The sequence below is a fragment of the Pseudomonas sp. NFPP28 genome, assembly GCF_900115535.1.
Taxonomy (GTDB): Bacteria; Pseudomonadota; Gammaproteobacteria; order Pseudomonadales; family Pseudomonadaceae; genus Aquipseudomonas; species Aquipseudomonas extremorientalis.
The window spans coordinates 124263-141976 of the sequence record NZ_FOWT01000002.1; the positions used below are offsets into that span (position 1 = coordinate 124263).

The 17714-nt window shown below is 60.6% G+C and carries 17 protein-coding genes and 1 tRNA gene; 2 read left to right on the top strand and 16 right to left on the bottom strand.

Annotated features, from left to right (window positions below; all coding sequences use genetic code 11):
- The first annotated feature begins 225 nt into the window (after positions 1-225).
- The gene (locus BM110_RS05940) at positions 226-2043 is read left to right on the top strand and encodes a sigma-54-dependent Fis family transcriptional regulator (RefSeq protein ID WP_093512737.1); all 1818 of its coding nucleotides are present in this window, start codon (positions 226-228) and stop codon (positions 2041-2043) included.
- On the opposite strand, the gene BM110_RS05945 is transcribed toward BM110_RS05940, so the two are convergent.
- From BM110_RS05945 to BM110_RS05980, 8 genes are all read right to left on the bottom strand, one after another.
- The gene (locus tag BM110_RS05945) at positions 2040-2972 is read right to left on the bottom strand and encodes a FecR family protein (RefSeq protein WP_092245161.1); all 933 of its coding nucleotides are present in this window, start codon (positions 2970-2972) and stop codon (positions 2040-2042) included. The two genes, BM110_RS05940 and BM110_RS05945, sit on opposite strands and share 4 nt — an antisense overlap.
- The gene (locus tag BM110_RS05950) at positions 2969-3511 is read right to left on the bottom strand and encodes a sigma-70 family RNA polymerase sigma factor (protein WP_071491793.1); all 543 of its coding nucleotides are present in this window, start codon (positions 3509-3511) and stop codon (positions 2969-2971) included. Before BM110_RS05950 ends, BM110_RS05945 begins: the two co-directional genes overlap by 4 nt.
- An 81-nt stretch (positions 3512-3592) precedes the next feature.
- A complete protein-coding gene (locus BM110_RS05955) occupies positions 3593-5704 on the bottom strand; it encodes a TonB-dependent receptor family protein (RefSeq protein ID WP_093512739.1) in 2112 nt (703 codons plus the stop codon).
- 190 nt (positions 5705-5894) lie between these two features.
- Positions 5895-6164, bottom strand: a complete 270-nt coding sequence (locus BM110_RS05960) for a hypothetical protein (protein ID WP_092245155.1) — start codon at positions 6162-6164, stop codon at positions 5895-5897.
- A 136-nt stretch (positions 6165-6300) separates the two neighbouring features.
- Positions 6301-7050 carry a hypothetical protein gene (locus tag BM110_RS05965; protein WP_071491796.1) on the bottom strand — a complete coding sequence of 250 codons (750 nt, stop codon included), beginning with the start codon at positions 7048-7050 and terminating at the stop codon, positions 6301-6303.
- Between the two features lie 421 nt (positions 7051-7471).
- Positions 7472-7789 carry a hypothetical protein gene (locus BM110_RS05970; RefSeq protein WP_170856081.1) on the bottom strand — a complete coding sequence of 106 codons (318 nt, stop codon included), beginning with the start codon at positions 7787-7789 and terminating at the stop codon, positions 7472-7474.
- 510 nt (positions 7790-8299) lie between these two features.
- Positions 8300-8866 (bottom strand): hypothetical protein, encoded by a 567-nt coding sequence (locus tag BM110_RS29730; protein WP_256575358.1) that lies wholly within the window; start codon positions 8864-8866, stop codon positions 8300-8302.
- 930 nt (positions 8867-9796) lie between these two features.
- A tRNA-Ser gene (locus BM110_RS05980) sits at positions 9797-9887 on the bottom strand.
- Between the two features lie 152 nt (positions 9888-10039).
- On the opposite strand from BM110_RS05980, the gene BM110_RS05985 reads away from it, so the two are divergent.
- Entirely contained in the window at positions 10040-10711 is a 672-nt protein-coding gene (locus BM110_RS05985; protein ID WP_093123758.1) for a Bax inhibitor-1/YccA family protein, read from the top strand.
- A 62-nt stretch (positions 10712-10773) separates the two neighbouring features.
- Here the strand turns inward: BM110_RS05985 and murB are convergent, their stop codons facing one another.
- From murB to BM110_RS06025, 8 genes are all read right to left on the bottom strand, one after another.
- Entirely contained in the window at positions 10774-11793 is a 1020-nt protein-coding gene (murB, locus tag BM110_RS05990) for a UDP-N-acetylmuramate dehydrogenase (protein ID WP_092245147.1), read from the bottom strand.
- Positions 11790-12254 carry a low molecular weight protein-tyrosine-phosphatase gene (locus tag BM110_RS05995; protein WP_071491863.1) on the bottom strand — a complete coding sequence of 155 codons (465 nt, stop codon included), beginning with the start codon at positions 12252-12254 and terminating at the stop codon, positions 11790-11792. The genes murB and BM110_RS05995 overlap by 4 nt, the downstream gene beginning before the upstream one ends.
- Positions 12254-13018: a 3-deoxy-manno-octulosonate cytidylyltransferase gene (gene kdsB / locus BM110_RS06000; RefSeq protein WP_093512742.1), complete on the bottom strand. Its 765-nt coding sequence runs from the start codon at positions 13016-13018 to the stop codon at positions 12254-12256. The genes BM110_RS05995 and kdsB overlap by 1 nt, the downstream gene beginning before the upstream one ends.
- Positions 13015-13200, bottom strand: coding sequence for a Trm112 family protein (locus BM110_RS06005; protein WP_003174668.1), 186 nt, complete (start codon positions 13198-13200; stop codon positions 13015-13017). The genes kdsB and BM110_RS06005 overlap by 4 nt, the downstream gene beginning before the upstream one ends.
- A 24-nt stretch (positions 13201-13224) precedes the next feature.
- Positions 13225-14235, bottom strand: a complete 1011-nt coding sequence (gene lpxK, locus BM110_RS06010) for a tetraacyldisaccharide 4'-kinase (protein ID WP_093512744.1) — start codon at positions 14233-14235, stop codon at positions 13225-13227.
- Positions 14235-14663 carry an ExbD/TolR family protein gene (locus tag BM110_RS06015; RefSeq protein WP_058425436.1) on the bottom strand — a complete coding sequence of 143 codons (429 nt, stop codon included), beginning with the start codon at positions 14661-14663 and terminating at the stop codon, positions 14235-14237. The genes lpxK and BM110_RS06015 overlap by 1 nt, the downstream gene beginning before the upstream one ends.
- A complete protein-coding gene (locus BM110_RS06020) occupies positions 14660-15295 on the bottom strand; it encodes a MotA/TolQ/ExbB proton channel family protein (protein WP_058425437.1) in 636 nt (211 codons plus the stop codon). Before BM110_RS06020 ends, BM110_RS06015 begins: the two co-directional genes overlap by 4 nt.
- An 83-nt stretch (positions 15296-15378) precedes the next feature.
- Positions 15379-17604 carry a DNA internalization-related competence protein ComEC/Rec2 gene (locus BM110_RS06025; protein WP_093512746.1) on the bottom strand — a complete coding sequence of 742 codons (2226 nt, stop codon included), beginning with the start codon at positions 17602-17604 and terminating at the stop codon, positions 15379-15381.
- Between the last annotated feature and the right edge of the window lie 110 nt (positions 17605-17714).

The window sequence follows — 17714 nt, forward strand, 5'->3', positions numbered from 1 at the left end:
TGGCCAGGTGACAGAGCGAGTTTCGTGCCAAAACGACAAGTGGTTGATGTGCAAGGAAATCAGCTGAAAGCGATGTTCAGGAGTGAACAATTTGGCTGAACAACTGAACATTCAGGGCCTTGACAATGAACAGTTCTGAACAACACTCTGACGACCAATACAGTGGAATGATTTCCAGCAGTCCGTTGCGCAAGACCCCATAACAATAAAAACGAAGGTCACCCCATGGCCGAACCACTGGCTCACGACACCCTTATCCAGGAATCCTGGCGCCGTTGCCGCGCCTTTGGCCTGGACCACCAGAGCACGCCCAGCTTCGACCAGCTCCCTGCCGAGGGCATCAACCAATTGCTGGAGAGCCAGCATTCGCTGGTGCAGACCACCCGCCAGGAAGTGCTGCCCTACTACGAGAACATCCTGAGCAATTCCAACTGCCTGATCATGCTGGCCGACAACCAGGGCCAGGTGCTGACCAGTTGGGGCACCCAGCGCTTTATCGAGCCCAAGCTGGCCCGTGGTTTCAACCCCGGCGCCAGCTGGATGGAGCGTTCCAGCGGCACCAATGCCATCGGCACCGCGTTGGCCTGCGCCCAGGCGGTGCATATCGAACACGATGAACACTTTCTCAAGGCCAACCGCTTCATGACCGGCTCGGCGGCGCCGATCTTCGACGCCCAGCGCGAGATCATCGCGGTGCTGGATGTGTCCAGCGACAGCTACCTGCCGCCCTCCCACACCCTGGGCATGGTCAAGATGATGAGCCAGACCGTGGAGAACCGGCTGATCCTCAACCTGTTTCGCGGCGAACATTTCCAGCTGACCTTCAACACCGGGCTGAGCAACCTCGACAGCCAGTGGGCCGGCCTGCTGATCTTTGATGAAAGCGGCCAGGTGCTGTCGGCCAATCGACGTGCCGACAACCTGCTGGGCATCAGCCTGTCGCGGGTGATGATCGACAGCCTGTTCAAGGTATCGTTGCTGGAACTGTTGAACCAACCGGAAGGCCTGCCCTTCTCCCTGCAAGCGGCGGGACGCAATCGCTTCCAGTGCTTGTTGAAGCGTCCCAGGCAGATGCCGGTGCAGGCGCGCGTGTTCACCGAGCCGGCGCCATCGAAGCCTGCGCCGATTGGCCTCAAGACTTTGCATTTCGGCGACGCGCGCGTCGAGAAAGCCGTGCGCCAGGCCGAGCGCCTGCTGGAGAAAGACATCCCGCTGCTGATTCACGGCGAAACCGGCGTGGGCAAGGAGGTGTTCGTCAAAGCCCTGCACCACGCCAGCTCGCGCAGCCAGAAGGCATTTATCGCGGTGAACTGCGCGGCGATTCCCGCCGAATTGGTGGAATCGGAGCTGTTCGGCTATGAAAAGGGCGCGTTCACCGGCGCCAACCAGAAAGGCAGCATCGGCCTGATCCGCAAGGCCGACAAGGGCACGCTGTTTCTCGACGAGATCGGTGATATGCCGCTGCCCACCCAGGCCCGCTTGCTACGGGTGTTGCAGGAGCGTTGCGTGCAACCGGTAGGCAGCAGCGAGTTGTTCCCGGTGGATTTGCGCATCATCTCGGCCACCAACCGTGCACTGCGGGATCTGGTACAGGCTGGGCGTTTCCGTGAGGATTTGTACTACCGCATCGGTGGCCTGACCCTGGAACTGCCGCCGTTACGCGAGCGCACCGACAAGCGGGCGCTGTTCCAGCAACTGTGGCAGCAACACCGCGAGCCGACACAATGGGCGGGCCTGAGCGCCGAAGTACTGGCGCTGTTCGAGCGGCACCCGTGGCCGGGGAATTTGCGCCAGGTGAGCAGTGTGTTGCAGGTGGCGCTGGCCATGGCCGAGGAACAGCCGATCCGTGCAGAGCACCTGCCGGACGATTTCTTCGTGGATTTGAACGTCGCGGCGCCGCCGCCCGCCAGTGAGTACCTGGATGACAGCATCGACCTGAACCAGCGCTTGAAAGCTGCCGGCGGCAATATCTCCCATCTGGCACGAGAGCTGGGGGTGAGCCGCAATACCCTGTACAAACGCCTGCGCCAGAACGAAGGCTAGCGCGGCTTGACCACCACCAGCAGGTCGGTGAAGTACTCCACCTGGATCGGCAGGTTATCGGCCAGTGACGACAACGCCGCCGACGTGTCGTCCAGCTTGAACACCCCGGACACCCGCAGGTTTTGCAGGGCCTGGGGGTCGAAACGCAGCAAGCCGTGGCGGTAGCTGGCGAGGGTTTGCAAGACCTCGCTCAAGGGTTGGTCGTTGACCTTGAGCAGGCCGCGGGTCCAGGCGTCGGGATCGCTGTCACCGATGGCTTGCGGTGGCTGGGCGCGGCCGTGGTCGAGCACCGAACGCTGGCCGGCCGTGACCTTGACCCCATCGCCGGCATCGCCTTTGATCGCGACCGTGGACTCGATCACCGTGACCACCGTGGTGCCGTCTGCCGCGCGCTTGACCAGATAACGCGTGCCCAGCGCAGTGGCCGTGCCCTGGTCGGTGCGAACCACGAACGGCCGTTGCGCATCCTTCGCCACCTCGACCCAGAGCTCGCCTTGCAGCAGTTCGATCACCCGTTGATGACCGTCGAACTGCACATCCACCGCCGAGTTGCTGTTGAGCTGCAACTGGCTGCCATCTTCGAGGGCGATCTGCCGACGCTCACCGACACCGGTACGTTGGTCGGCCATCCACACCGGCAAGTGTTGCAGGCCCAGCCAGCCGCACAAAACCAGGCCAAGCACACCCACCACCTGCGCGCCACGTGGGCGTCGCGGGGTGAAGGCGCGGTTCAGGGCAATGCGCGCTGGCTTGGCGGGCAAGGCATCGAGGCTGCCCCATAACGCACTCATGCGCTCGATGGCCACGGCGTGGCGCGGGTCGGCCTGGCGCCAGGTGTTGAACGCCTGGCGGTCGGCGTCGGTCACGCCTTCGTCGTGCAGGCGAGTCAGCCACTGTGCGGCTTGCTGGATGATCTGCTCGGAACTCATGCCAGCGGGTCTGCCGGGTGCAGGCTGTGGTAGCAATGCACCAGGGCGCTGGAAATGTAGTTTTTGACGGTGCTGGAGGAAACGTCCAGGCGCAGGGCGATTTCGCTGTAGGTCAGCCCGTCGAGGCGGCTCAACAGGAATGCTTCGCGGGCTTTGAAAGGCAAGCCGGCGAGCATCTCTGCGATACGCTCCAGGGCTTGCAAGGCCACATGAATCGCAGCCGGGTCGGGCATGTCGGCGTCTTCGCACTGGATCACCAGGGCTTCCATGTAGGCTTTTTCGATACGACGGCGACGGGCACTGTCGATCAACAACCGACCAGCCGTGGTGGCCAGGAAAGCGCGAGGCTCCTTGATACTCTGCGGCTCGGCCAGCATCAGGACGCGGATAAACGCGTCATGGGCCAGGTCGGCGGCCTGCTGGGAACACCCGAGTTTCTTGCGCAGCCAGCCGTGCAACCAGCCGTGGTGCTCGCTGTACATCGCCGTGAGGGTCTGCTGGCGAACGGAGTCGCCCAGCGCGGCCGGAATGTCATGCATGCGCAAAAAGATCTCAAATGGGAAGAGTTACCAATTGCGCGAACAATGCCAGTAAAACCCGCTTGGGGCAAGGGCCTGTCTTTAACGCCAACTCCAGGACACGCCGGTGTAGATGCCACGGCCATCCGCCGGCGTAGAACGCGCTACATCCAACCCCTTGTCGTCATAACCCGGCGTCACGGTATTGGCGTAACGACGGTTGGTCAGGTTGCGCAGGTCGACCCAGGCTTGCCAGTCCTGCTTGGGCGCGTCGTAGCCGAACGTGGCGCCGAGCAGGGTGTAGGACGCGGCGTAGTAGGAATTGGCGTAGTCCACCGCCACCCGTGAGGAATACTCGGTGTTGAGGCTGGTGTAGAAACCCGTCGGATGGCTGTAGCGCAATTGCGCCTGATAGTAGTGCCTGGGGATGCCGGGCAAGGTGTTGTCGCCGAAGCGGTCATCGTCGCGGTAATGGAAGTCGCTGAAGGTGTAGGCCTGGCGCAGCGCAATCCGGCCGTTGCGACCGCCGTCCCACAACGGGCTGAGCAGACTCAGTTCCACACCCTGGTGTACGGTGGGGCTGGCGTTGGACTCGGCGACGATGGCATTGCTGGTAGAGGTTTGCGCCTGGGTTTCCACGGTGAGCAATTCGTGGCGCACTTCGGAGCGGTACAGGGCCAGGTCCCACTGGCCGAGCCAGGCCTCACCGCGCCCGCCGATCTCCAGGGTGGTGGCGGTCTGGTTTTTCAGGCTCACGCCCTCCCGTGCCAGGCCTTTGGCCGGACCACCGGTAAAGTATTTGTTGGAACCCCAGATCATCGACCACGCATGCGGCGGCTCGACCGAGCGGCTCAGGTTGCCGTACACCTGCAATTGTGGGGTGAAGTCGTAGCGCAGGCCGATGCGTGGTGCGTAGTCCCAGTCGTGCTGGCTGAGCGGCGCCTGGCCTTCAGGGTAGGTGACCTGGGTTTCGCGGCGGGTATAGATCGCCGCCAGGCCAGTGGTCAGCCACAGGTCAGGCACCAGTTCCAGGTCGTTGCCGATATGCAACACGGTGTCGGAGCCCAGGTAGCTGTAGTCGCGGGTCTTGGTGCCGGGGGCGTAGGTTGCGGTATTGCCGGCGGGCGTGCGCACGTACTCCGAAGCGCCGTTATTGGGCATCGCCTGGGTGGTGCGCAGGCCGACAGTGGTTTTACTGTCATGGCCGAACAGCGTGTCCTGGCGGATGTAATTGAGGGTGCTGCTGATATCGGTGTAGGCGACTTTCAGGCGGTTGGTGCCTTCGCGCAAGTCCATCGGGTAGTCGTGGTAAGCCAGCCCGACTTCGACCCGCGCGTTGTCGTCCAATTGCAGGGAGGTCTTGTTGGCGATCCAGGTGGAGCCCGGTTGCAGGCGCTTGGAATCCCGGGCGGCGTTGAGGCTGTTGGCCGCACGCGGGTCGTGGCTGATCTGGCTGCGCGTGAGTTTGCCTGGGGTGTCGTTGGTGGTTTCGCGGTAACGGAAGTAGAAGCGGGTTTCCAGGTCCGGGTTGAAGCGGTAGCCGAAGTTAGCGGCCACGCCTTTGCCGGTGGCAGCGCTCTGGCGCTGGTAGCCGTCGGATTCGGAATCGGTGACGCTGATGTAGTAGTCGGCATCCCCCAATACCTGGCCCGAGCTGATCTCGCGCTGGGCGTAGCCTTTGCTGCCCGCTTCGTAACGTAGTTGCAGCTTGGGTGCATCGTAGCCCGTGCGGGTCACATAGTTGACCGCGCCGCCCAAGGCCAACGCGCCCTGATCAAAACCGTTGGCGCCGCGCAGCACTTCGACCCGGCTTTGCCACAAGGGATCTTTCAGCTCATAAGGCGTGCCGCCGGGGCCGGTGAGTGGCAGGCCATCGAACATTTCATACAAGCCGGAGGCATGGGCACCGGGGCTGCGGTTCAGCCCCGAACCACGAATCGAGAGTTTCACCCCTTCGTTGTTGGCCGCCTTGGCATACACTCCGGCCTGGTACTTGAACACGTCTTCGTTGGTGCTCACCCTTCCCTGCTGCACGCTGTTCATGTCGATATAGTTGGTGCCGCCGGGCACGCTCTTGAGTTGCGCCTGGGCCACTTCACCGTCGCTGGCTTGGCTGCCGGTGACTTCGACCGGGGCCAATTGCAGGTCTTCGGCGTGCACCAGTGAGCTTAAGGTCAGGGCGGCAAACAAGAGCGGAGGTTGGCGCAGCAGCATCGGGCAGGTCCTTGGAATTCGGGGGGCACCTGGTGGGAAGACAGGGGCGCCCGCCAGGTCACTCCTTATTAACGGACCAGACCCTTCCCACACCAACGTCGGACCAAGACTATTCGCTGCACGAGGGTGGCAGAGCAGCAGGAAGTGGCGAGCGGGCTTGTCCCGCTCGCCACAGTTGCAGTGTCAATCCTCAATGGGAGGGTATCAGCCAGGTTTGCATCAGTTCATCTGCTTCTGATCCCGGAGCAAACCGGAATCCATACATTTCATCCGCACTGAGGATTTTGTCCAGCGCTTCCAATAATTGCGCCTCGGTCGGCGAGTCCCGCAATAACTTGTGCGCTGGCAGCAACACCTCGGCAGAAACGCCTTGGACACTCGCCGCATCGATCACGGCAAAAAGGATAAAACGCAAACGTATTTCGCGATCAGTGGGCCAAACCGTCTTTTGCTTACCCATGGTAGAGGCCTCAAGCTTTCGGAAAAATCCGAGGCTATTGATGAGTACAGGGTGTTTCAACCATCGAGGTACAAGATAGGCCTCTTCCTACAAGGGAAAACGAAACACCGTACCAATCACCCGAGGAAACCGAGCTTTATTGCACCGGCAGAAAATTCATCAGCAACAAGCTCTGCGCGTAATTGAGACCGATGCGCCGGTAGCGCTCGTCGAGCATCTGGGTCAGCAGGTCGAGGCGCGCAACGATCTTGCCGAACTCCACCGCGAAGCTGAGGTTGCTGCCCTCCTCCGATATCTCGTTGGAGAACAACAGCAGCACGCCATTGGCATCCTGGCGCTTGCTCAGCAGCCAGGTGGCCTTCTCGATATTGCGCGCGGCGTTGCTGACAAACTGCGGGTTGATCGAATCGGTGATGTAGAACTCAGTACGCCCACCGTGGGCGGTCACGATCATGCTGCCGATGGCGTAGATAAACGCGCCGACACGATCGCCTTTGAACTCCGGACTCAGGGAATAACTCAGCGCCGCCAAGTCGCGGCGATCATCCAGGGCCGGCAGCGATCGACGTTGCTCGATGGCCTGGCGGATCTCTCGCGCAGCGCTGACCGCATCTGGATAACCCGACTGACGCCACTGGCTGGGGTTGCGCAAATAGAGCTTGTTCATCAGCAGATACAGGCTTTGCAGGTTGTCGCGCATGCCCAGCGTGGCCATGCGGTCGACACTGGTCTGGAAAAACTCATCGGGTTTGCCGTTGCTGAACTGCTTGGCGATATCCCGCCCCTGTTGCTGGCTGCAACCGCTGGCGCAGAGCATCAACACAGCGGCGAGCAGCAAGGGCTGGCAACCGCGTTGAAGGTTGAAACGAGGAAATGTGCGATCCATCGGCACCCGATCTGATTCATCTGCCCACGCGGGAAATCGGCAGGGCTGGGAAAAGGATAGAGCGGAGAAATCCAAAAAAGTGCAGTGGATCCAGGCAGATAGTTGTAAGCAGAGACCACCGGGCAGGTGAATCGGCGCAATCGTGAAGGATTCGTTTCAGGGCCTATACTGAGAGCAATAGCTGCGTGTGTTTTTTGCGCATTTGCTCATAAGCAGCTGTATAGGAGGTGACGGCAATGAAACATCCAATTCGGGCGCAAATGGTTGTTCAAATGATTTGCCTGCTTTCGGTAGCTCAGCTTTTTTGCTGAACAACGTGTCACCGACTTCAAATTCAGCCGCGGCTGCGGCGCAGGAAGGTATTGCCTGCAACACCCTCAGCATCTGGCCCGACACCCATTGGCCGGGCCAGAACGTGCAACTACAGCAAGACCGTGGCCAGCATGCCCAGAGCCCCCAAGCAAAACCCGATCAGGGCACCTCGCCCGGGCATTTCCTGGAACAGCGCCCAGATCACCACAGGCTCCAGCAGCAATAACGAGGTGATGGAAACGACTGTCACCACCCAGATATCACCGACCGCCCGATACCCCAGCCAGTAAGCTCCCAGCAGGCAAAGCCCGGCAAAACACATCACCACCACCGGCATGACGAACGCCTGCCATGAACCGTCGCCCGCCTGAGCCAGCCGGGCGGTGATTACCTCGCTGTAGATTGCACAAAATTCACCAAGGACCATCAACCCTAGAGCAGAAACTCCGAGTAGTTCTTTGGACATATCAAAAACTCCTTCGTATTCAACGCACTGTTGTTCAACTCCCAGCGGGCGATGCCATTGCCGAGGGTTTTGTTGCAACGATACGAAGCAGCCTTGAACAGGCCTGAATTGCCGAAGTGCTTTTGCATGCTCGTGTCCTTGAAAAGGGGGTGAGTCCCGGCGACCGTAGAGGACGCCCGGCCTGATCATACGTTTGGGCAGGTGTCTTGGACAACCGGCTGCAGTATCGGCGTGGTCTTTTTTCCGGGGAGGATGAGCTGGATGCCGATGCCCTGTTGAGCCATGCGGGTGGGGAGATGTACCGGGTGAGGAGGCAGCGGTTTGCGACTGATCAACACCGCGCGCGCCGATTAAAAGCCAATGCCCCGACGTGTCGGGGCATTGGCTTTTGTAGTCCTGGGCAAATCAAGCAGAAATGAACATCTTTTTCAGCGTTTCAACTGGCAAAAGACTCACCCTGACGTGGAACGATTATTTGGCTTGGCGAAGCACAAGCTCCGTCAAACGGGTCTTGACCCGGAAGCAGAACTCACGAATTTGAAATTGATAGGCCGGCATGACCATGTAGTTCAAATCAGCACCCAACGAGTCTTTGACTTCCATGTACTTGGCCGTCTTGGCAGCAATGGCCTGGTATTGCGCCTCGTATTTATCGTAAGACGCCTTGTTGTACACCCTTAGAACATCGAGCTCTTTACGGCATTGCTCGGCGCGATTCTGGTTCAAGTTTGTTTCAGATTCTTCCTGAGCAGCCTCCTGGGAGACATTGATTGGGGCTACAGGACGTGGGTTCGCAGGTGCAGCCTCATATCGCACAGTGAAATTTTCTGGTGGTGTCGAAGGCGCGGCTTCAGCGGGTGCTTCATGGACGACGGCTGGAGGGGGAGTCTCTTTAGGTTTTTCTGGGGTTTTCGTAGCGCATCCCGAGAGAGCAAGACCTACCACTACAACGATGCCACACATTTTATTCATCGGTTTCACCAAGAGGTATTTGGGGTTGGCTGAGTCGTTAGGTTCTGGGTAAAAGTCATCACTCAATCCATGATCGAGCGTACATTTTCTACCAGACTCAAGGCGCTCAGCCGCTCTTCCTTGAGTGCGCAGGTGAACAATAGTAGTAAAAAATCAAAGAGATGACGAGGAAAAGCTTGGCAGGAATGGTACACGCAGTTCACCCCCAATGTGATTCATACATCAATCAGCGCTGTAGAAAATTTGAATTAGTCAGTTGTCCGTCCGGTCAGGAATTATGAACGCAGTAAATCTGATGAGGTGACAGCAATGACTATCCAAGCAGAGACACTCGTACAACTGACCCAAGCGCTTCAGGGACGCGGGATGAAGATGGTTTCAGACGTCCATTTCATCCGTGCGCCATATCGGCACAATCATCGCTGGATCTGTTCTGTAGAGGAGTAGTCATTGAAAGCCAGCCGGAAACGACTGGCTCGAATGGATATAGCCGAAAGGACCTTAGGTTGAGCGACCCTCGCTACGATTTTGTTGTTTTTTAACGCCCTTCCCGTTTTTACGTTCGTATTGATGGTGAATAAACCAAGCGACGAGCAGTACGCCAGCCAGACCAAAAACGAACAGCAACAGCTCTATTGCGGGACCCTCGTGTGAAAACATGTTTCGTTCCTCGTCCTGAAGTATCGCGCCTCAAAAACTGGCGCCTCCGAAATTATTCGTAACAATCCATACATTTTCAGGGTAGACGCCGAAGCTCGAGGTGACAACCCCAATACTCACGGAACCATTGATCTAGACACGTCACTCGTCGAAAAAACGTTCGCGAGCGCGCTAGCGTCAGCGATACGAGCACAAGAAGGAGGTCGTGACTACTGCACCTGCCCCAATCGCAAACAGCTTGAAATGATGCGGAAACGATCAGGCTTGAAGCGGGGTAGCCGCCCCAAACCCCAGAAACACAAAAGCCCCGCATTCGCGGGGCTTTCGTTTGAATCTTGGCGGGAAACCAGGGATTCGAACCCTGGAGACGCTATTAACGTCCGCCGGTTTTCAAGACCGGTGCATTCAACCACTCTGCCAATTTCCCTTGTGCATCACAGGATTATAGTAGCCTATCCCGTCTCAGCGGGCGCCATAATACCCGAATGAAACACACTGTCAAACTCTCGCCATAGCTTGTTACAGAGCGTCTGTTATGATCTTTGCGACTGAACGTTTCAAAACTGAAGGAGTGTCGCCATGCGCGAACAGAATTACGCAGTGAATGGTAACGCGCAGGCTGAGCAGCTTGAAGTCAGCCGCGTGTTGCGCAACACCTATGGCTTGCTCGCCCTGACCCTCGCATTCAGCGGCGTGATGGCGTTCGTGGCCCAGCAGATGCGCGTTGGCTACCCGAATATCTTTGTGGTGCTGATCGGCTTCTATGGCCTGTTCTTCCTCACCAACAAACTGCGCGACTCTGCGTGGGGCCTAGTGTCGGCATTTGCCCTGACCGGCTTCATGGGCTTTATCCTCGGCCCGATCCTCAACCGTTACCTCGGCATGGCCGGCGGCGCGGAAGTGGTCAGCTCGGCGTTTGCCATGACGGCGCTGGTGTTTGGTGGTCTGTCGGCCTATGTGCTGATCTCCCGCAAGGACATGAGCTTCCTGGGTGGTTTCATCACCGTTGGTTTCTTCGTGTTGCTGGCGGCAGTGGTTGCGGGCATGTTCTTCCAGATCAGCGGGCTGCAACTGGCGATCAGCGCAGGTTTCGTGCTGTTCTCCTCGGTGTGCATCCTGTTCCAGACCAGCGCGATCATCCACGGCGGTGAACGTAACTACATCATGGCGACCATCAGCCTGTATGTATCGATCTACAACCTGTTCATCAGCCTGTTGCAGATCTTCGGCATCATGAGCCGCGATGACTGATTACTTGCCTCAATAAAAATGCCCCGCATCGAAAGATGCGGGGCATTTTTGTTTTCAGAAGATCAGTACTGGTTGGGTTCCATTTCCAGATCGACCTTGAAGCGCTCCAGAATGTCTCGCTGAATGCGGCGGGCCAGGTTGGCAATGTCATGCCCCGAGGCGGCGCCATAGTTGACCAGCACCAGCGCCTGCAGTTTGTGCACGCCGGCGTCCCCCTCACGGAAGCCCTTCCAGCCGGCCTTGTCGATCAGCCAGCCGGCGGCGAGCTTCATCTGCCCGTCAGGTTGCGGGTAGGCCACCAGGTCCGGATACAGCGCCTGCAGCTCAGCCGCCAGCACCTGGGAGACCAACGGGTTCTTGAAGAAGCTGCCGGCATTGCCAAGCTCCGCCGGATCCGGCAGTTTTTCACGGCGAATGCTGCAGATGGCACGGCTGACGTCGCTCGGCGTCGCCTCGGTGATCCCCTGCGCCGCCAGGCGCTGCTGCACCGGGCCGTAGTCGAGTTTCAGGTGGCTGGCGCGGCTGAGGGCGAAGCGCACGCGCAGGATCAGCCAGCGCCCGGTCTCGTGCTTGAACAGGCTGTCACGGTAGGCAAAGTTGCATTCTTCCAGGCTGAAGTCGCGCAGTTCGCCGGTGCGGCGGTCCAGGGCGGTCAGGCCAGCGAATACATCCTTGATCTCGACACCGTAGGCACCGATGTTCTGCATGGGCGCGGCGCCGACGGTGCCGGGGATCAGGCTGAGGTTTTCCAGGCCACAGAAACCTTGGTCCAGGGTCCACAGCACGAAGGGGTGCCAGGCTTCGCCCGCCTCGGCCTCGACCACCACGTGCAGGCCGTCGTCGTGCAGCACACGAATGCCCTGGGTGGCCATGCGCAGCACCAGCGCCGGAATGTCCTGGGTCAGCAACAGGTTGCTACCGCCGCCGATCACCAGCAACGGCACATTGTGTGCGGTGGAATAGGTGAGGGCCTCACGCACATCGCTGTCGCTGTGGGCCTCGGCGAACAGCTGGGCATGCACATCAATGCCAAAACTGTTGAATGGCTTGAGCGATACCTGCGCAAGCACCTGCAAGGTCATAACCGCCCCTTCAATTCGATCACCAATAAATCACAGGCCTGTTCGATCAGGTCCAGGACCCGTTCGAAGCCTTGTTCACCTTCGTAGTACGGATCTGGCACTTCGTCCACTTCGGCATCGTAACGGCGCAGGAACAGGTCCAGCTCCGCCTTGCCCTGCCCCGGCTGCATCGCCTTGAGGTTGCGCAGGTTGCTGTGATCCATGGCCAGGATCAGGTCATAGCGCGCAAAGTCGGCGCGGGAGACCTGCCGGGCACGCTGGGCCGACAGATCGTAGCCGCGGGCCAACGCCGCACGCTGGCTGCGCTGGTCCGGCGGGTTGCCGACATGCCACTCACCGGTGCCGGCGGACGCGACATCGACCTGCCCAGTCAGCCCCGCTTCGCGCAGTTTGTGACGCAGCACGCCTTCTGCGGTGGGCGAGCGGCAGATATTACCCAGGCAGACAAACAAAACCTCCATCAGGCCCCCAGCAGGCGACGGACGCGCTCAAGGTCTTCGGGAGTGTCGACACCAGCCGGCGGCGCTTCCAGTGCATCGCCCACGTGGATGCGCACGCCGTGCCACAGCGCCCGCAGTTGCTCCAGGGATTCGGTGTTTTCCAGCCAGCACGGGCCCCAACTGACGAAGTCATGCAGGAAACCGGCGCGGTAGGCATAAATGCCGATGTGACGGCGATACGGCACGCCTTCCGGCAGTACATCCGGTTGCTTGGCAAACGCATCGCGTGCCCACGGCAGGGTCGAACGGCTGAACGTCAGCGCCAGGCCGTTGATATCGCTGACCACCTTGACCACATTCGGATTTAACAGGGTCTCGACGTCTTCGATCGGCTCAGCCAGGGTCGCCATGCGCGCTTCGCCATGGGCGGCCAGGTTGGCGGCCACCTGGTCAATAACGCCGGGCGGGATCAACGGTTCGTCACCTTGCACGTTGACCACGATGGCGTCGGGCGCCAGGCCGAGCTTTGTGGCCACTTCAGCCAGGCGGTCGGTGCCGGAGTTATGGTCTTCACGCGTCAGCACCGCCTCGGCGCCGAAGCCTTTGCAGGCCTCGATGATGCGTGGGTCATCGGTGGCCACCACTACGCGCTCGGCGCTGCTTTTGCAGGCCTGCTCCCACACCAGTTGGATCATCGGCTTGTTGCCGATCAGTTGCAGCGGTTTGCCCGGCAGGCGGGTCGACGCATAGCGGGAGGGAATGACAACGGTAAAGGCGGTGGTCATTTATCCAGGCGCTCATCGGTGGTCAGGGTACGGGCTTCGCTTTCCAGCATTACCGGGATGCCATCACGGATCGGGTACGCCAGGCCGGCGCCTTTGCTGATCAGCTCGGTTTTGTCGGCGCTGAGTTTGAGCGGGCCTTTGCAGATCGGGCAAGCGAGGATGTCGAGCAGTTTGGTGTCCATGAGTGTTTCCTGGAAAAAAGCGGTTTAAGGCAAAAGACGGGCTGGCAACAGACGCATAAGCTGCGTGTCGAACCAGGCGATGAACGCCGGCGACGGCAGCGCATCCACCGCAAGGTACCACCAGTCGGGCTGGGCGAAGGCGCGGCACTTCACCGCGTCCTTCTCGGTCATGACCAGCGGCAATGAAGGCGTAAAATTCAGGACCTCGGCGCTGTAAGTCGCGTGGTCGGCAAACCCATGGGGTATCGGCTGCCAGTGTAGCGTTTCAAGGGTATTGAAGAAACGTTGCGGGTTGCCGATGCCGGCGACCGCATGCACCTGCTGGCCCGCCGCAAAATGATCCACTGGCCGGCGCTCGCCGGTTTGCAGGTTGACCAGTGCAGTAGGCTGCAAACGAAAGGCAAAGCCGTCCTCGCGGTCGCCAGCGGCGCCGTTGTACAGCAACGCATCGACACTCTGCAGCCGCTCCACCGGTTCGCGCAACGGCCCCGCCGGCAGGCAGCGACGGTTGCCCAGGCCACGGGCGGCATCGATCAGCACCAGTTCAAGGTCGCGGGCCAGGCGGTAATGCTGCAGGCCGTCGTCGGAGAGGATCAGGTCCAGAGTGTCGCTGGCCAGCAGCGCCTTGACCGCACGGCTGCGATCGGGATCGATCATCAAAGGTACGCCGCAGCGCTGCACGATCAATAACGGTTCGTCACCCGCCACCTCGGCGCTGTGGCTGGCTTCGACCCGCCACGGCAACTGTGGTGGCTTGGCGCCATAACCGCGACTGACCACACCCACACGCAAGCCGCTGCGCCGACAGTGTTCGATCAACCACAGGATCAACGGCGTCTTGCCGGTGCCGCCCACGGTAATATTACCGACCACCACCACCGGCACCGGCGATTGGTAAATATCACCCTCTCCCGCCAGGAACCGTGCGCGCTTGCGCTGCACCACCCGGCGATACAGGGACTCCAGCGGCCGCAGTAGCGAAAGTGCCGGGTGGCCCTCGTACCAGGCCTTGAGCAAACGATCGGACATGGCCATCAGGGTTGGCTCGCCGCCTCGACGGTACTCATGCGCAAGTGGCTGAAACCGAGCTTGCCGGCAGCGTCCATCGCGGTGATCACAGCCTGGTGCTGGGTCTTGCCATCGGCACTGATGGACAGTGGCAACTGCGTGTCGCCGCCGGACTCTTTCTGCAAGGCTTCCATCAAGCTGGCAAGGTCGTTTTTCTCCAGCAACTGGTTGTTCACCGAAAACACCCCGTCGGCGCTGATGGCGATGTCCAGTTGCTTGACTTGCTGGTCTTCGGCCGGCGAACCGCTCACGGCTTCCGGCAGGTCGACGCGCAGCTCGGTTTGCCGGGTGAAAGTAGTGGTGACGACAAAAAACAGCAGCAGGATAAACACCACGTCGATCAGCGACGCGAGGTTGATATCGACATTTTCCCGTTGCTTGCGGCGAAATTTCACGCTTTGCCCCCAACCAGATCCACGTCGCGGTCGCCCTGCACCACTTCCACCAACTTGATGGCTTCCTGCTCCATGCCCACCACCAGCTCATCAATGCGGCGCTGCAGGAAACGGTGGAAGAACACCGAAGGAATACCCACCATCAGGCCGGCCGCCGTAGTGATCAGTGCCTTGGAGATACCACCGGCCAGCACGGCCGCGTTGGTGGTCATGCCGGAGCCCATGAACGAACTGAAAATGTCGATCATGCCCAACACCGTGCCGAGCAAGCCGAGCAATGGCGCCATGGCGGCGATGGTGCCGAGGGCGTTGATGTAGCGCTCCAGTTCATGAATGACACGGGCGGCGGCCTCTTCGATGCACTCCTTCATGATCTCGCGACCATGCTTGGAATTGGCCAGGCCTGCGGCAAGGATCTCACCCAGCGGGGAGTTGGCGCGCAGTTCCTTGAGCTTTTCCTTGTCCAGTTGCTTGTTCTTGATCCAGCCCCAGACCTGCCCCAGCAGATGCTCGGGGGTCACGCGGCTGGCGCGCAGGGTCCACAGGCGTTCGGCGACGATGCCGAGTGCGGCGATAGAGCTCATGATGATCGGCAACATCATCCAGCCGCCGGATTTGACCAATTCCCACACAGTGAATGTCCCCTCGAAAAAGTGCGCCACTTTACCATATAGGTGCGTCGGCCACAGACCCCATCCGCCGAGGCCTTGAACCCCTAGGGTAAGCGCTCGCGCCAGAACCTGCGTTGACTGCGCGCAACGACCGGTGGCGCGAATGCTCCCAGCTGCACACGCACGGCCCCCTGCTCGGCGCTGTCATACACCTGGCTGCCGAGCCGCTGGTAACGTTCCAGCACCTGCGGATGGGGATGGCCGAACGCATTGCCGCGCCCCCGCGAGATCAGCACATTACGGGGGGAGAGCCGCTCGACAAACGCCCTGGAAGAAGAGCTGCGACTGCCATGGTGGGGCGCCTGCAGCCACTCGGTGGGCACCGCCAGAGGCGACGCGAGCATGGCCTGTTCGGCTTCGCGGTCGATGTCGCCGGTCAGCAACAGGCGCTCGCCATTGGCCTGCACCTGCAACACGCAGGACTTTGCGTTACCACTGATAGCTCCAGGCCACTGCCAGAGTTCGAACGTTACCCCGTCCCAGGTCCATCGCTCACCGCTGACGCAAGGTTGCGTACCGATAAATGCCGGCAGCCCATCGGTTTCCCCGCCCACCACGCGCTTGATCGGTATGCCCGTGGCAATCGCCGCCGCGCCGCCGGCATGATCCGCATCGGCGTGGCTGAGCAGCATCAGGTCCAATGCCCTCACCCCGAGTTTTCGTAACGACGGCAGCACCACGCGCGCGCCCAGATCAAAGGTTCCGGTACGCGGTCCGGCGTCGTAAAGCAATGCATGGTGGCGCGTGCGCAGAATCAGCGACTGCCCCTGCCCCACGTCCAACTGCACCACCTCCATCTGCCCGTGGGGCACCAGTTCTCGCGGAGGGAACACCGCCAGCAACAGCATCGGCCAGCCTAATACGCGAAACGGCACGCCCTTGGGCAGCAGTAGCAACACGGCACCCAGCAGACTCACCAGCCAGTAACCCAATGGTACTTGCGCCGGGATCCAGGCCGGCATGTGTCCGGCGAGCCACGCCAGCCCACTGAACAAACCATCCAGAGCGCCGCCCGCCATCCACAGAAGACCTTCGCCAATAAATGGCAATGGCAGCAATGCGGTCCCCGATAGCGCCAGCGGCAACACCACCAGGCTGATCCACGGCACAGCCACGAGGTTGGCCAGCGGTGCGCTCAGGCTGATGGGCAGTCCCAACACCAACAACACCGGAAACAGCCCAATGGCAATCAGCCACTGCGGTCGGGTCCATGCCTGCCACAGGCTCCACGGCCCCAACCGCCCACCAAACGCCAGAATCAGCACCGCCACCGCCGCAAACGACAACCAGAACCCAGGCTGCAAACTGGCCAACGGCTCAAGCACCAGCACCCCATTGAGCGCCAGCAGCAACGGCCACCACAGCCCCAGATGCCGGAAGCGCAGCCGCCACACCAACACCAACCCGACCATCACACAAGCTCGTTGCACCGGCACGCCAAACCCTGCGAGCCAGCCGTAGCCCAACGCAGCGCTGAACGCCAGGCCACACGCCCAGGGCAACCACGGCCAGGTTCGCGGCCAGCAACCGTAGCGGGCCAACCCGGCGATCAGCCCATAGATCAAACCCGCCAGCAAACCGATGTGCTGGCCGGAAATGACCAGCAGATGCACGGTGCCCGTGTCCTGCAACACGTGCCAGTCGGCAGCGGCCAACCCTGAGCCGTCGCCCAGTACCAGGGCAACCAGGCCTGCTTCCCGGCCTTGGGCATCCACGGCCAGCAGGCGCTGACGCACGCTGTCGCGCCAGGCATTGCGGGCTGGCGCCAGGCGCTCGCCATCCTTGACCGAGCCCGTGGCGCCGATGCGTTGGGCCAACAGCCAGGCTTCCTGATCAAACCCGTGGAAATTCAGCAACCCGGTCGGACGCTTGAGGGTAACCGCCAGGCGCCAACGTTCACCACTGCGCACCGGCGGCCCGCCACGCCAGGACACGCGGATGCGTTTGGGTAAGCGGGCATTGCGCGACCGGCTATCGGCCAGTTCGAAGCGCACACCTTCGCCCGTCTGTCGCGGCAACCCGATCACCCGGCCCTCCAGCCAGCGCGTCTGGCCGTCCAGGACAGGCATCAGACGATCATCCAGCGCCCACTGTGCGCTGAGGCATGCCCAACTCAGCCCCAGCAGGAAAAACGCCAGTGGGTAGGTACGAAACGGCAACAACATCAACGCCAGCACCGGCCAGGCAACCAGCCATCCCATAGGCGGCAACGCCGGCAAAAAACGCAGGGCCAGCAGCCCCAGCGCAAACGCGCACATCCCTGTCCTCATGAATCATCCTTTTCAAGTGATCCACTCAGTCTTAGCCGGATGCCCAGGGCGGCCTATGATGTTTTGTCACAAAGTCTGAATTTTCTGTTTATAGAATGCGGGCATACTTG